The following is a 14,746-nucleotide window of genomic DNA, read 5'->3' on the forward strand; positions in this document are numbered from 1 at the left end:
GGATCGCCGCTCAGCCTTTCTTATGACGCCTCGCCCGGCGAGATCGCGCTGCATGTTGGGACGTTCGACGATCCGGCCCACCTGGAGCCGCGCTACAACTATGGGTCGGGGCAGCGACTTGGCTGGGTTTGCTGTGGAATAGAGCTGCCGCACCGCGATACCGAGGAGCGATGGTGAAACCTTTGCCTGAGGAGGAAGCCAGATGAGCATCTTTTACCGCGCGGCCAAGATCGCGGAAGAGGTCCATTCGTCACAACGCGACAAGACCGGGCAACCTTACATCGAGCATTGCCGGCGTGTCGTTGATGCTGTCGACACCATGGATCAGAAGGTCGTTGCCTATCTTCATGACGTGCTGGAAAAAGGCGATGGCTGGACGCGGACCAAGCTCGAGGAAGCGGGCTTTGGTTCGAAGGTCGCTTCTGCTGTCGACGCCATGTCGCGCAGAGACGGCGAGAATTATTTCGCCTTCGTGCGACGCGCCGCATCGAACCCATTGGCTCTGCCGGTGAAGCGTGCGGATCTGGAAGACAATGTCTGGCAGGCGCGACAAGTTGGGGCATCGACTGACGAATACGAAGAGGCACTACGCATTCTTGATGAGGAGTTTCCGCGCAGCTAGCATCCCGAGGCTAAGCCCGGCTCGGTGTGCGCACGAGCGGTCTGCTCCAGGACGTGGGGCGTATGCCTCTTGTCTTCCGACGGTTCGACATCAATGCGCCTTTTCAGGATCAACGCGCCGTGACCCGCGACTGCCTTCGCCGCGGTGTCGGGAGTTTCATATGCCCACATGAAATCGTCGCCAAGCCTACGGCATTGATGCGCCAGTAGCTGGCGGTGGTCTTCATCGGGCTTTCGCTCGTGGTGTTGGTCTTTTCGAAAGGATCGGAATAATATTTTCGAACAGATGTAGAATACAGCCTCGTGTCCTCTTCCCGCAACACCTTGGCTCGGTCCGCGGCTGCCTATGGCGTCGGAAAATCGTACCGTCACTGGCATCCTGATCAACCATCGGGTTCTTGTTGACAGTGTCGGTGTTGGCTTCTGTCGGCTCGGTGCTGTTGTCGCAGGCCGCAACCGCCAGACCAGCGACCCTGCGGACTGCTAGGCCTGCACGACGACCATAACGTAACCCGGCACGATACTGCACGTGCTGCAAAGTTGAGAGCCCTTGCCTGTCGTCGATGTAGACGGGCGGCTGTTCAACGAGGATTTTCATCGGCGTCGTCACGGTCACGCGAAGCGTTTCTGCCGGGTCTCTACGGATAGATTAGGATCGAAGGATTTGTCAGACCGGATCGAATACCTTGCCCGGATTCATGCCACCAAAGGGATCGAGAGCCTGCTTGAGCACACGCATCAGATGCAGCTCTTCGGGACTGCGGGTCAATGAAAGATAAGGCTTCTTGCTCAAGCCAATGCCGTGCTCGGCCGAGACCGTGCCGTGATGCTTGTTCACCAGATCATAGACGGCCCGGTCTATGCGCGCGATCGGCTGCGGAGTGCGCGCGGGCACATGGGCGATGATGTGCATGTTGCCGTCCGCTATGTGGCCGTAGAAATAGGATCGGCAGCCATCGACATCACGCAGCAGCGTCTCTCGGCATTCCGCAGCGAAGCGGTCCATCGCCGCGACCGGCAAGCCGATATCGAAGGACAGATGTGGACCGAGAACCTGTTTGAATTCGGCTGCCGCATCGCGTGTCTGCCAGAAAGCCTTCACGTCCGACAGCGACTGAGCGACCGCCGCGTCGACGACGATGCTGTTTTCGACGACCTTTTCGAGGATACTCTGGAAGCGAACGGGATCGGCTTCCGCATCGCTGCCCTGTGCTTCCACCAGCACGAGGAAGGCATGATTTGCGGAAAAGGGATTGCGAACGCCTTTCACCTCGCCGGTCGCAACGGCCCAGTAGTCGCTCCACATGACCTCGAAAGCTGACAGCAATGGCCCCAAACCGGAGCGCATGGCGGCAAGCAGTTTAAGCACATCCTCGTAGCTGTTCAGCGCCAGCATTGCCGCCATGGTGCTGACGGGCTTTGGATGGAGGCGAAGCACGACACGGGTGACGATCCCAAGAGTGCCCTCGCTACCGATGAACAGTTGCTTCAGGTCATAGCCGGCATTGTTCTTGAGCATCTTGTTGAGGCTGGTCATCAACGTGCCGTCGGGCAGCACCACTTCGAGGCCGAGAACCATTTCCCGCATCATGCCATAGCGGATGACCCGGTTGCCCCCGGCATTGGTGGAAAGATTGCCGCCGACCGTACACGATCCGCGCGATCCGAGATCGAGCGCGAAGAACAGGCCCGCATCGTCGGCCGCCCGTTGCACGGCCTCGAGCGGCGTTCCGGCCCGCACAATCATGGTGGCGGAGTCGCAATCGATTTCTTCTATGCCGGTGAACCGCTCAAGGGAGATGACCACGCAACCTTCGATCGGCGTCGCCCCTCCCGCAAGCCCCGTCAGCCCACCCTGTGGAACCACCGGGGTACGGCGCCGGTGGCAGATGCCGACCGCGACCGCCACGTCCCCCGGGGACGCCGGCCGAACGACCGCCAGCGGGCGAACCGGCGCAAGGGTGCTCCAGTCCTGCTCGTTACGGGCAGGAATGTCGACACCGCTCAACACGGCGGACCCAAGGGCGGCCTTCAGGGCCTCGACAACATCGGGCTGGACTTGGTCCGTGACGCTTTCGCCCATGTGGTCAGTAGCCGCGTTTCGGCTGGAGTGCCGGCGCGCCGGCTGCACCGTCGCGCTGTTCGATCTGTTCGCGCACGCAGGCAATGGCGGCATCGCGCAGCAGCGTTATGTCACTTGCTACGGGGACGAGGTTGTATCCGGCTTCGAACAGGTCGCGCCACGACGCCCCGGCGCTGGGAACGGTGCCGAGCCAGCGTCCGGAGGCGCGGATGGCGTCCTCAGCCTCGCGCACGCTGGTGCGCACGTCGGGGTGATCGAGCTGTTCCAGCCGGCCGATCGAGCCGGCGAGATCATTCACCCCGATGAACACCATATCCACGCCGGCGACCGCGGCAATGGCCGCCGCCCGCGAGGCGGCCGCGGTGGATTCGATCTGCACGATGAGCAGAATGTTGTCGTTGGCGATGTCGATGTAGTCGTTGACCAGGCCATAGTTCGACGCGCGAACCAGCGGCGCCGCATAGCCGCGCGCGCCGTGCGGCGGATAGTGACAGGCCCGAACGGCTGCGGCCGCCTCCTCCGCCGTCTCGACCATCGGGATCATGATGCTGTCGACGCCGGCGTCGAGGACGCGCTTCAGGATGACCGGATCGTTCCACGCCACGCGCACGATGCAGGGTGTGCCGGCGACCTCTGCAGCGCGCAGCATATGAATGAGCTCGCCAAGCTCGCCTTGCCCGTGCTCCAGGTCGATGAGCAGGAAATCGAAGCCGGTCTGTCCAAGGATTTCAACATTGGTCGCACTGCCCGAAGCGATCCATGTGCCGAACAGGCGCTCGCCGGCGGCCAGCCGTTTCTTCAGTGGATTAAGCTTGAACAAGATCGAATTCCCTTTCTATCAGCGTATGGATTTGCGGCCGCCCGCGGCCGTGATGACAGCGATGATGACGATACCGGTGGTGACGAGGCGAACGCTTGCGTCGGCGCCGAACGTGTTCAGCATGACCTGCAGCAGGACGAGGAAAAGGGCTGCCCCCCACAGGCCCGGCACGTTGGCGCGCCCGCCCGCCACCGAAGTCCCGCCGATCACGACGACGGCGATCGAAGCGAGCAGGTATTCGTTGCCGATGTCAGTGGATGAGCCGCGGAAATAGGCAGCCAGCAAGGCGCCGCTCAAACCACCCAGCGCACCGCACAGCATGTAGGTAGCGCGGCGGATACGCTCGACCTTGATGCCAGCCAGCCAGGCCGCCCGCATGTTCTGGCCAATGGCCAGCACCGAGCGGCCATAGACCGTGCGGTCGAGCGCCACCGCCGCGACAATTGTCAACGCCACGACCAACAGCACGAAGACCGGAACGCCGAGCAGGCGCATATCGGTGAAGTCGGCAAAGCCGGGCGGCGGCTTGACCTGCAGGCCGCGCCCGTAGCTGATGTCGACCGATTGGACGATGAAGCTCGTCGACAGCGTCGCGATGATGGGCGGAATGCGCAGCATGCGGATCAGCAGGTAGTTGAACAGACCGATCAGCAGGCCACTGGCAAGCGCGGCAGTCAGTCCCACGACGATCATGGTGTTGGAGCCGTTCATCACCTTCATGGCGATGGCGCTGGCGAGGCCGATATTGGCGGGCAGCGACAGGTCGACATTGCCGGGGCCGAGCGACATCACGAACATCTGGCCGAGGCCGACGATCACCGCGAAGGAGGCCAGCGAAAGCGCCGCCACCGCGATGCCGCCGGCGCCGAAGCCGCCGGTGAAAGCGATCGAGGCGACGAAGACGATTGCCGCTCCGATGAACGACCAGATCCATGGCCTGGCCAGCAGGCTCTTGAGCAGGACGGTCATGCGGCGCGCCTTTCGATCAGGGCCCGCACAGCCAGCACGATGATCAGGATCGCGCCATTGGCGCCGATCTGCCAGTCGGTCGGAATGTGCATGAAGGACAACAGCGAGGCCGACGCCAGGGTCAGCGTGATGGCGCCAGCGACCGCGCCGGCGGCGGACACCCTGCCACCCATGAACTCGCCGCCGCCGAGGATGACACCGGCAATCGCCAGCAGCGTGTAGCCAGCGCCGATATTGGCGTCGGCGGCCGTCGAAAGGCCGACCAGCGCCAGCGCCGACAGCACGCCGAAGACGCCGGCAAGCGCAAAGGCCAGCACCTTGGCGCGCAGCACCGACCAGCCGGCCCGTGCCACCGCCGCCTGGTTGCCGCCAATGCCGCGCAGCACCGCGCCATAGCTGGTCTTCATCAGCGCCAGATGGACGACCAGCGCAATCACCACGGCGGCCACGATCGGGAACGGCACGAAGGGGATCCTGACGGCCATCATGGCCTGCAGCCAGCTAGGCGCCTTGCCGCCCGGCTGAGGCAGCACCATCAGCGCCAGGCCTTGCCAGACGAAAGCCATGCCGAGCGTGACGACGATCGAAGGCAGGTCGCGAAGATGGATCAGCGCGCCGATTGCCGCATAGACGAGAACCGCGCCGACGATAATGGCGACGCCAAGCAAAGGCGTTTGGTTCAGCATCGTCACAGCGACGCCGGCGACGAAGCTGATGAAGAAGCCAGCCGAAAGATCGAGCTCGTTGACGGTGATGACGAACATCTGCGCGACCGTCGCCAGCGCGACCGGCACCGCAAGGCTCAGCATGAGATTGAAGCCCATGTAGCTGATTGCGCGCGGGTTGAGCCAGCCGATGGCGAGCAGCATCAAGGCCAGAGAGACGAAAGGCAGCGCCGTCCGCAACAGTGCCGGCGACAGCAGGGCCGCGCCACGGCGTTCGGGAATGGCCGCGTCGCTCATGCCGCTTCTCCGAAAGACGAGCGGATGACGTTTTCTTCGCTCACCTCGCCCCGATCGAGTGCCGCGGTGATTGTACCGTTGCGCAGCACATAGACACGGTCGCAGTTCTCCAGCTCTTCGAACTCCGTGGTGTACCAGATGAAGGTGCGGCCCTTAGCGGCCTCGTCCCGGATGATGTCGTAGACTTCGATCTTGGTGGCGATGTCGACGCCGCGCATGGGATCGTCCATGAGAATAATCCCGGCGTCAGAAGCGAGCGCCCGGGCAAACAACGCCTTCTGCTGATTGCCTCCGGAAAGCGACAGGATGGAATTGCCCATGTCGGGCGTACGAATGCCGAGCCGCCGGTGCCATGTCTCGCCCAGCGAGCGCTGCATATCCTGCGAAATGAGAAAGTGTCTGCTCATGTCCGACAGCGAGCGGACGCTGATGTTTTCAAGGATAGACCACAGCGGAAATACGCCGTCGCTTTGGCGATCGCCCGCGACCACGGCGACCGGAGCGGTGACCTCGACGCCCGGCGTGCGCCGCCCGGCGGCTTCGAATATGCGTAAGAGCAGCGCGCTCTGCCCGTGCGCGGCGAGGCCCGCAAGGCCGACCACCTCTCCGGCCCGAGCGAGAAAATCCGCATCTTGCGTGGTGCCGAGCCTGACACGGACCGGGGCATCGGCGCGTTGCGCAGCGACCACGCCGGCCGGCCGTTCCTTCGGCAGGCCGACCATTGCCGCAACCAGCTTTTCCCGGTCCAAGCTCGAGGTCGCGCCGGCCGCCGACACCTTGCCGTCACGCATGACGACGATCCGGTCGGTCGATGCCAGCACTTCGTTCAGCAGATGCGAGATGAAGATGCAGCTTGTGCCGCCGGCGACCGCGCGACGCACGAACGCCAACAACTGGGAAGACGCGTGGGTATCGAGCGAGGATGTCGGTTCATCCAGGATGACGAGCGCGATAGGGTCCGAGGCGCGTGTGAAGGCGCGCGCCACCTCGATCATTTGTCGACGTCCGATCGAGAGCTCGCCAACAATGTCGGTTCCGGCGATGCCATGACCGGGGAAGATCTCGTCGAGCTGGCCCACGATCATCTCGTCGGCGCGCCTGAGGGAACCCCAACCGTTCAGCGAGGGATGGGTGATGCGGGTGTTCTCGGCAACCGTCAGGTTGGGGCAGAGCGATAATTCCTGAAAAACGCAGCGTATGCCGAGCCTATGGGCGAGCACGACGGAATAGTCAGGCATCTCCCGGCCCGTAATCACGCGGTGGCCGGAATCCGGCTGCAACGTGCCTGCCAGCATATGCATCAGCGTCGACTTGCCGGCACCATTGTGGCCCACCAGGCCGACACACTCTCCGGCGTCGACCGAAAAGTCGACGCCGGAGAGCGCTTTCACGGTGCCAAACGATTTGGCAATCGCAGAAAACGCAACGACCGAAGTGTTTTCGGCGATCATCATAAACCCTGACGCTCGCCTATTTCTTGGCGGCGGCGATGGCCTTGACCACGTCGTCCTGCGAGTATTCGACATTGGCGACGCCGCCATCCGGCGTCGCCGCGATCTGCGCGTCCAGGGTTTCGTGGTCGACGAACAGGATGTCCATCGGCACTTCCTTGGGCACGGGCTTGCCATCAAGGATCTGCTGCGCCACCCAGAAGGCGAAGGTCGCCATGCCTGGCGCTTCCGATGCCGACCAGGTGTCGTATTTGCCGTTGGCATCGATCTGCTTCTTCCACCAGACCAGTTCGTCCTTGCGGTTGCCGAGCATGATGATGGGCAGCCGGCGACCCGCTGAACGGAACGCTTCCGCCGTGCCGTAGCCGTCGCCGCCCTGATCGATGATGCCGTCGATCTGTGGCAGCGAAGGAAGCACGCCGGTGACCGCCTTCTGCGCCGTTGTCTGGTCCCAATCGCCATGGACGGTGCTGACGATCTTGAGGTTGGGGTGCTTCTCAATCTCGCGCAGCACGCCTCTGGTGACGTCATCGTCGATGCTGGTGCCGGCGACGCCGCGTATATAGAGGATGTTGCCGCCATTGGGCAGCCGCTTGGCCATCTGCCGGACCTGCTCGGCGCCGTAGGTTTCGGCCAAGTCGACGGTCACCTTGTAGGCGCAAGGTTCGGTCACGAGGCCATCGAAGGCGACGACGACGATGCCTGCGTCGCAGGCCTGCTTGACCGCGCCGTTAAGCGCATCCGGCGACAGCGCGTTGAGCACGATGGCGTCATAGCCTTGCAAGATCAGGTTCTGGATCTGGGCAGCCTGCTGCGGCGCCTCGCGCGCCGCCGTGGTAAAGGCGTCGGCGGCCGCAACGGTCTTGTCGGCCACAGCCTTGTCGCCGATCTTGGCCCAGCTTTGCAGCATGCTTTGGCGCCAGGAATTGCCGGCATAGCCGTTCGACAGGGCGATCTTCTTGCCAGCAGTGTCAGCCATCGCCGGGAAGGCCAAGGTTGCCGAAATAGCTACCGCAAAAGTGGTCGCGGCAAGCAAACCATTCAATCGTATCATGTTTTCCTCCCAAAAGACATTCCCCCTGGCTGCGTTACGGGCCGACCCGTGCCGTTGGCCACGCCACCCGCTGAGGTAGCTGTATCTAAGGTACCGTATATCAGATGCCTTGACAAGAGGCACGTCCCTGCCCCAATCAGCTTGCCCGCGGCAATGATTGGAGGTGCGAGATGGATGGAAATGCGTGCTTCGAAGTCCTGGACAGTCGCTTCGAGCGCCTATTCGTCCCGAGCGCGCAGTTGGGACCAGCTGTTTAAAGGATGCCGCTGGGCGGAAGGCCCCGCCTATTTTCCAGCGGGTCGTTTTCTTGTGTGGTCGGACATTCCGAATGACCGCATGCTGCGCTATGACGAATGCAGCGGCAGCGTCGCTGTATTCCGGCAGTCCTCGGGGCATGCGAATGGCAACACCGTGGACCGCGCCGGCCGGCTGGTAAGCTGCGAACATGGCGGCCGGCGGGTATCGCGCACCGAAATTGACGGCCAGGTGATCACCTTGGCCGACAACTACCTGGGCAAGCGCCTTAACAGCCCCAACGATCTCGTCGAGAAATCGGATGGAAGCCTATGGTTCACCGACCCAACCTATGGGATCGATTCCGACTATGAGGGGCAAAAGGGCGAGGTGGAGCAGGCAGGGAATTTCGTCTATCGCCTCGATGCGCGCAGTGGCGAACTCAAGGTCGTTGCCGATGATTTTGTCCAGCCCAACGGCATCGCCTTTTCGCCGGATGAACGCCTCCTCTACATCGTCGACACCGGCCGAAGCCACCGCCCAGATGGCCCAAGGCATATTCGCAGCTTCGATGTCGGCGAAGATGGCCGGCTGGTGCCGCGCGGCGTGTTCGCCGAATGCACGCATGGCTGCTTCGACGGGCTGAGGCTGGACATGCACGGGCGCATCTGGACGAGCGCTGGCGACGGCGTGCATTGCTATGATCCGGATGGCACACTGCTCGGCAAGATCATGGTGCCGGAGGTAGTGGCCAACCTCTGCTTCGGCGGGCCGAAGCGAAACTATCTCTACATCTGTGGGACGACGTCGCTTTACGGCGTGCGGCTCCCGGTAGCCGGCGCCAAGACGTTTTGAAGGTCTGTCAAGGGCGGGGGGCGGCCATGTCGATCCGGCCTGGAGCCTTGATCAGCCCATCATGCATGGCTTCGATATAGGACTGGCGCGTAGCCAGTATGTGCTCGGTCAGAATAGCTTCTATGGCCGGCACGTCACCTGCGGCGAACGCTTCGGCGATCTGCCGGTGGTGGACCCAGGACCGATCCTGCGCTCCGGCGATCGGCACCGAGAGATGCGTCCTCAGTGTCGATATCTGGCCCGACACCAGATCGTAGGCTTCCTGCAGATAGCGGTTGCGGCAGTTTCGGACAAAGGCTTCATGAAACAGCGTGTCGCCTCTTGAATAGGCCACTGGATCGCCATCGTTGCGCGCCTGTTCCATGATCGCCAGTGCATCATTCAACCGGGCAAGCGTTGCCTCACGTTGCCGGGCCATCGAGAAGCTGACCGCGCGGTTTTCCAGAACAATCCTGTATTCGCACAGGTCGACAATATCCTGTTCGGTCGGGAAGAAAACATAGCTTCCCCGTTGCGGAATGATGGTCACCATGCCCTGCTGCTGCAGCAAGTTCAAAGCCTCACGCACCGGCGTGCGGCTGACACCGAGTTTGGTGGCAAGGCTGGCTTCGGAGATCTCGCTGCCAAGGGCCAGTTCCGCATCGACGATGGCCTGCCGCAGCCGATCCGCCACAGTCGCGGCCAGGGATCTCGGACGGTCAATGGTCAGTTCCGGCGAGGCATTCATGGCGACAGACTTTTGGGGGGAACGGCAACTTGTTTAAAAGGTACTACATGGCAGATAAAATTGCCAATGGCGGTTGCCTGCCTCCGTCCCCAAGCCGGACTGCATGACGGGAAGTAGCCGACATCCCATCGCCATGACGTAACCAGGCAATTGTGGCTCCGGACAAGCCTGCCTTCGACGCGGCTTTCTATGGCGCGCCAGATATCTCCGCGACGGGGCGTTCGACGCGGGACGAATAGCGCAGGTTTGTTTGAGTCCAGCCCCGTCAACGCGGTTTGGGAAGCGGCTTCTAGCCTTCCGCGCCGCCGAGGCCGTGAAACACAAAACCGCGAGGGCGGCGAGTACCAAAGAGCCATACAGCGACGAACCAGTTCCCGTCTTCAATTCGCTCTTGACAATTTTGTTCCCTTTTTGTTCTCTTCTGGCGGAAGGGCTTGGCATTCAATTGCCATGAGTACCAAGCCGCGCCAGAGGCCAGGAGAGGAACCCGTATGGGCACGATGCACTTTGACGCCGAAGCCAAAGCCGAGCTGCACGCGGAAGCCGTCAAGCTGATTGCCCGCTACGAGAGCCCCCTTGAAACCGTCAAGGCGCTAATGGCCTACAATTGCGAGCTTGAGACTCAGATACCGGCGATTGCTCACCGGCACCCCGGGGTAGTTTCCATTGCATATGATCATGCGCCGCCTGTTGTGGGGTGATCGGACAAGCCCGATGCACGACCTTATCGCCTTCATAGGCAGCAACACTATGCTGGTGGCCGCCAACCCGGCTGCGTTTGCGACGTTTGCATTGCTCTTTGGTGGCGGTGGGTTTGCTGTTGGGCGCTATTTCCTGACTGAACGCATCGCCAATCTGGAAAGCCGAATTGCACGACGCGACGAGGAAATCACCGACCTCAAGGCCAGGCAAACGGCGCCGGAGGCCTCAACGGTCCCGCTGTTCGAGATGACCGAGGTTCTTCCCCCCGCACCGCTCAACTTCAACCGGCTGTTGGGTCAACGGAAAGACAACCACGCCGGATAATGCTGGCCTCATTGCGTGGTCGCGCGAGGCTAAGCCTTCGCTTGGCGAATAAGGCAATCATCACCGCTGACCGCGATTTTCAGACAACAACCCAACTCCGGCCAATGGCGAGGTGGCTGCAGCCGTGGCAGCCGCCATGGGCCTCTTTCCAAGACCACTGCGCCTGCTACGGTTCCAGACTTCACAGTCAACTCGTTCTGCGGAGCCATAGCCCGGCGGAAACGCAAGGCTACTTCGTGCTCAGGGAGAGCTCTGAACAGGGCTTCGACAATCCACAGAGCGATCACTGCCATTCGGGAAATCTCGCGCGAGCGGTTGCGCTCTACGACAAGACGTCGCGGCCCTTCGTCAAGCAGATCCAGGGCGTAAACCCATCGCCCCTGCGCCTGGGAGCGCCCAGGACGAGATTTGGCATAAGCGTCTTTCTTTCCGTAACGGGCTTGGCCGCCCTGCTCCGCATTCCGGAGCGGGTCGCCACAGTCCTCGGGGGAGGCGCCCGGCCTTTTGCCCGAATACCCGGAGCCGCATTTGTCTCGGACAGCTGTTGTTCTTAAGCCGTGTCGGCTCAGGCGTGGCGCAGTTCCATACGGAGTGCGCTTAAGGCAGGCTCGGCGGCACGGGGCTGCGAGCAGGCCGGGTAGCGCCGGCACACAGGATGACAAGCCGCCCGCGGGGGGCCGATCAGCAGGGCGATCTTTTGGAACGGTGGCAGCGTGATTTTGCGCCACCGAAAGGCTTGAGTATCCGTCTTGGTCAAGGAATGTTTGGAGCCCATTTTCGGTCGTCCCTGATGAGCACGTTTGCGAGGACGACAAGCTTTCGCATGATTGCGGTTATGGCGACTTTTGCAGGTTTTCCGCCTGCTCGGAGGCTTTCGTATTTTGCCTTAAGAGGCTGATTGAATCGGATGGCGACGAGGGCGGGCATGTAGAGTGCCTGCCTGAGCATTTGCCGGCCGCCCTGGATGAAGCTCTTGCCCTTCCACTGGCCGGATTGGCGGTCGACCGGGGCAAGGCCGGCCAAGCTTGCAGCTTGCTTGTTTTCGAGTGCACCCAGTTCGGGCATGTCAGCGACGATGGCGAAGGCGCTCGCCTCTCCAAGCCCCGGAATGCTGGTGAGAATATCGAAGCGACGTCTGAGATCGGGTTCGCTGGCGATATGGGTTCGGCATTCGGTGTCGATCGCTGTGATCTGGGCAGCGATTTGTTTCAACCGTTGCTCGGCCTGACGCTTCAACAGCGGGATGGTCAAAGACTTCTGTCGGTTCAATGTGGCGGTGCGGTCCTTGATCAGCGCTCGTCGGGCAGCGACCAGTTCGCAAAGCGCATCAAGGGCATCGCTGCGGATCGGCCGGATCTGCGGCGCCATCAGCGCGCCGAAGTGGGCGAGCATGGCGGCATCGATCCGATCGGTCTTGGACAAGCGGCCGGCGGCCTTTGCGAAGGCACGCGTGCGCTGTGGGTTCATCTTGACCAGCGGCAGGCCCTTGGCACCTAACGTGCGTTCGAGCAACCGATGGTAGGCGCCCGTCGCCTCGTAGACGATGCGGGCAGGCGCAAGAGGCGCCAGCCAGCGGATCAGTTCGCGTAGACCGCTGGCGTCGTTGGCGTATTGCCGCTCCGTACCTTCCGGCAGCAGATGAACGTCGAGGCGATCTTTCGAGATGTCGATTCCGAGCGTTAGTGCTATGGTTGCGGTCATCTTTTCCGTGTCCCGTGCTTGTCATCCGGGTCTAGAAACCCGGCTATCCGTTCAGGCCTCATGGAAAAGAGAGGGGCGATCATACTCTAGCTCGGTCCATCACGACCGGCGGTTCATCGATCCCACCCCTCCCGCCGCCTGCGGGTGGTGAAGGCCCGCAGGCGGCAACCCACTTTGGCCTTGAAACGACGGAAAGTCATAAGACAAGCAGTTCAAGCCGCCATTTCCTGCGTGGGTCGCAACAGTCTGAGCCTCCGGTCGATCAGTTGAAACAGCCGCTCATCGTCGACCTCGGTTATGACGTGGCAGACCGATTGGCCTTGGCCACGGCCGTTCTCGACCAGCGTTGCGCGCGTGCGGCCGTAGGAGCCGGCCTCGTCGCAGTCGACTTCGATCACCGCGTCGACCCCCCTAAACAGTGTCGGGTCAATGAGGAACGCTATCACGCAGGGATCGTGGAGGCTGGCGTCGCCGCCGCCGTAGTGCCGCATCATGGCGATGGCCGTCTGCATGATCGGACTGGCGTCGCGATCGAGCTGGTCGAACCTGGCTTGGGTCAGCGTCGCGTGACGCGTCACGTCGAGGCCGAACATGGTCATCGGGATGCCGGATGACAGCACCACCTGTGCGGCATGCGGATCGATCCAGATGTTGAATTCGGCGTCGGTCGCGGTGTTGCCGGCGCTGAAGGCGGCACCGCCCATGAAGGCGATGTCCCTGATCTTGGCCGCAATGGACGGCTCCTTGATCAGGGCCATTGCGATGTTTGTCATCGGGCCGATCGGACAGAGCGTGATCTGGCCGGGTTCGCGCAGGATGGTGTCGATGATGAAGTCGACCGCATGATGGTCCTGCACGGCGTGCGTGGCATCGGGCACGCCGAGATCGCCAAGGCCGTCGGTGCCATGCACCGAAGCGCCGCGCTGCTCGTGCGGCAGAATGATCGGCCGGCTGCAGCCGGCGTAGATCGGAATGTCCTGGCGGTTGGCCATGGCGGCAATGCGCAATGCGTTGCGGGTCGTCGCGGGCTGCGAGACATTGCCGATGACCGTGGTGATGCCGACAATCTCGATTTCGTCGGGCGAGGCAAAGGCTAGAAGGAGCGCGATGGCGTCGTCGACGCCGGGATCGCAATCGATGATGATTCTGCGCTTGGCCATGCCGGAAATTCCACTCTCTGTGTACGGGTGACAAAGGGCGATCCCAAGCGGGATGGCCCTTCGTCGGGAAGCGTGCAGCGACTATTTGAGCAGTTCGTTGGTGTAGTATTTCGACGCCGGAAGGACTTCCTTGATCTGGTCGGTGTCCTTCAGTGCCTGGGCGATCGGCAGCCAGTTCTTGTCTTCCTGCATCATGTAGCCGGTCTCGCCCTTCATGAGCGCGGCTGTCAGCTTCCAGCCGGAGATGTTGTAGGCGAGGCTGCCGCCCTCGGGATAAGCCTTGGTGAACATTTGCGCGGCTTCTTCGGGATGCTCGGCCGCCCATTCGGTGCCCTTGACGGTGGCGCGCATCCACTTCCTGGCGACTTCGCCATGCTCGGCCAGATAGGCGGTGGAGGCGGTGTAGGTCCAGACCGGAACGTCGGGTGCGCCGGCTGCCTTGCCGATCAGGCTGGTCGGGTCCTTCTTCAGCGTCTCCTGCACCTGCGGCACCAGATAATTTTCAGTGTTGGTGGCGATATCGATCTTGCCGGCGAGCAACAGGTTGGTGTCGGAATCCTGCGCGATGATCAGCTTCACGTCATCCTCGGTCAGCTTGGCCGCCTTGAGCACGAACGGCATCATCGCCTTGGTCCAGGAGTCGGTGTAGATGGCGATCGACTTGCCCTTCAGGGTGTCGAGCGAAAGCGGCTCGCCAGGGCGGCCGAACAGGCCCCAATTGTTGCTCTTCGTATAGAGGCCGATCGAGGTGATCGGGATGCCCTGCGAGGCACCGAAGACGACGTCGGTGGTCGCCTCAAAGCCGATCTCGGCCTGGCCGACGGCGAGCAGGCGGGCAGTGGTCTGCGAGTCCGGCGGGAAGATGACATCGACCTTGACGCCTTCGGCTTCATAAAAGCCCTTCTGCTGGGCTACCAGCGTCGGGATCAGTTCGAAGTCGGCGCTCGGCCAGTCATAGACGAAGCGCACGGTCGTGAGGTCGGCGGCGCTGGCCTGAGCCGTGCCGAAGGCTGCACTGAGAGCGAGCAGGCCGACGGTTGCCGAAACTGCTCTGGTGTAGGCACTCTGCATTGAATTCCCCTT

General features: G+C 62.2%; 13 protein-coding genes and 1 pseudogene. 4 read left to right on the forward strand and 10 right to left on the reverse strand.

Going from position 1 to position 14,746, the window contains the following annotated elements; translation table 11 throughout:
• Positions 1-202: 202 nt before the first annotated feature.
• Entirely contained in the window at positions 203-622 is a 420-nt protein-coding gene (locus tag WC739_RS03605) for an HD domain-containing protein (RefSeq protein WP_372951649.1), read from the forward strand.
• 666 nt (positions 623-1,288) lie between these two features.
• On the opposite strand, the gene WC739_RS03610 is transcribed toward WC739_RS03605, so the two are convergent.
• Genes WC739_RS03610 through WC739_RS03635 form a run of 6 tightly spaced genes read right to left on the reverse strand, consistent with a single transcriptional unit; the run spans position 1,289 to position 7,960 of the window.
• Positions 1,289-2,704, reverse strand: coding sequence for an FAD-binding oxidoreductase (locus WC739_RS03610; RefSeq protein ID WP_372951650.1), 1,416 nt, complete (start codon positions 2,702-2,704; stop codon positions 1,289-1,291).
• 4 nt (positions 2,705-2,708) lie between these two features.
• Complete coding sequence (locus WC739_RS03615) at positions 2,709-3,524, reverse strand: HpcH/HpaI aldolase/citrate lyase family protein (protein WP_372951651.1); 816 nt, start codon at positions 3,522-3,524, stop codon at positions 2,709-2,711.
• 18 nt (positions 3,525-3,542) lie between these two features.
• Positions 3,543-4,493: an ABC transporter permease gene (locus WC739_RS03620; protein WP_372951652.1), complete on the reverse strand. Its 951-nt coding sequence runs from the start codon at positions 4,491-4,493 to the stop codon at positions 3,543-3,545.
• Positions 4,490-5,455, reverse strand: coding sequence for an ABC transporter permease (locus tag WC739_RS03625; RefSeq protein ID WP_372951653.1), 966 nt, complete (start codon positions 5,453-5,455; stop codon positions 4,490-4,492). The genes WC739_RS03620 and WC739_RS03625 overlap by 4 nt, the downstream gene beginning before the upstream one ends.
• Positions 5,452-6,906 carry a sugar ABC transporter ATP-binding protein gene (locus WC739_RS03630; protein WP_372951694.1) on the reverse strand — a complete coding sequence of 485 codons (1,455 nt, stop codon included), beginning with the start codon at positions 6,904-6,906 and terminating at the stop codon, positions 5,452-5,454. The genes WC739_RS03625 and WC739_RS03630 overlap by 4 nt, the downstream gene beginning before the upstream one ends.
• 19 nt (positions 6,907-6,925) lie before the next feature.
• Positions 6,926-7,960, reverse strand: a complete 1,035-nt coding sequence (locus WC739_RS03635) for an ABC transporter substrate-binding protein (protein WP_372951654.1) — start codon at positions 7,958-7,960, stop codon at positions 6,926-6,928.
• Positions 7,961-8,130: 170 nt separating this feature from the next.
• Between WC739_RS03635 and WC739_RS03640 the strand changes: the two are divergent.
• Positions 8,131-9,049 (forward strand): annotated as a pseudogene (locus WC739_RS03640) (SMP-30/gluconolactonase/LRE family protein).
• Between the two features lie 7 nt (positions 9,050-9,056).
• Here WC739_RS03640 and WC739_RS03645 read toward each other — a convergent pair.
• Positions 9,057-9,776, reverse strand: coding sequence for a GntR family transcriptional regulator (locus WC739_RS03645; RefSeq protein ID WP_372951655.1), 720 nt, complete (start codon positions 9,774-9,776; stop codon positions 9,057-9,059).
• A 491-nt stretch (positions 9,777-10,267) separates the two neighbouring features.
• Between WC739_RS03645 and WC739_RS03650 the strand changes: the two genes are divergently transcribed.
• Positions 10,268-10,477 carry a hypothetical protein gene (locus tag WC739_RS03650; protein ID WP_372951656.1) on the forward strand — a complete coding sequence of 70 codons (210 nt, stop codon included), beginning with the start codon at positions 10,268-10,270 and terminating at the stop codon, positions 10,475-10,477.
• Between the two features lie 13 nt (positions 10,478-10,490).
• Positions 10,491-10,802, forward strand: coding sequence for a hypothetical protein (locus WC739_RS03655; protein ID WP_372951657.1), 312 nt, complete (start codon positions 10,491-10,493; stop codon positions 10,800-10,802).
• Between the two features lie 753 nt (positions 10,803-11,555).
• On the opposite strand, the gene WC739_RS03660 is transcribed toward WC739_RS03655, so the two are convergent.
• The 3 genes from WC739_RS03660 to WC739_RS03670 form a co-directional block, all read right to left on the reverse strand.
• Complete coding sequence (locus WC739_RS03660; RefSeq protein ID WP_372951658.1) at positions 11,556-12,503, reverse strand: IS110 family transposase; 948 nt, start codon at positions 12,501-12,503, stop codon at positions 11,556-11,558.
• Between the two features lie 212 nt (positions 12,504-12,715).
• The gene (locus WC739_RS03665; protein ID WP_372951659.1) at positions 12,716-13,663 is read right to left on the reverse strand and encodes a nucleoside hydrolase; all 948 of its coding nucleotides are present in this window, start codon (positions 13,661-13,663) and stop codon (positions 12,716-12,718) included.
• An 81-nt stretch (positions 13,664-13,744) separates the two neighbouring features.
• Complete coding sequence (locus tag WC739_RS03670) at positions 13,745-14,734, reverse strand: ABC transporter substrate-binding protein (RefSeq protein ID WP_372951660.1); 990 nt, start codon at positions 14,732-14,734, stop codon at positions 13,745-13,747.
• Positions 14,735-14,746 lie beyond the last annotated feature (12 nt).

The sequence above is a fragment of the Mesorhizobium sp. genome, assembly GCF_041661565.1.
In the GTDB taxonomy this organism is placed as follows: domain Bacteria; phylum Pseudomonadota; class Alphaproteobacteria; order Rhizobiales; family Rhizobiaceae; genus Mesorhizobium.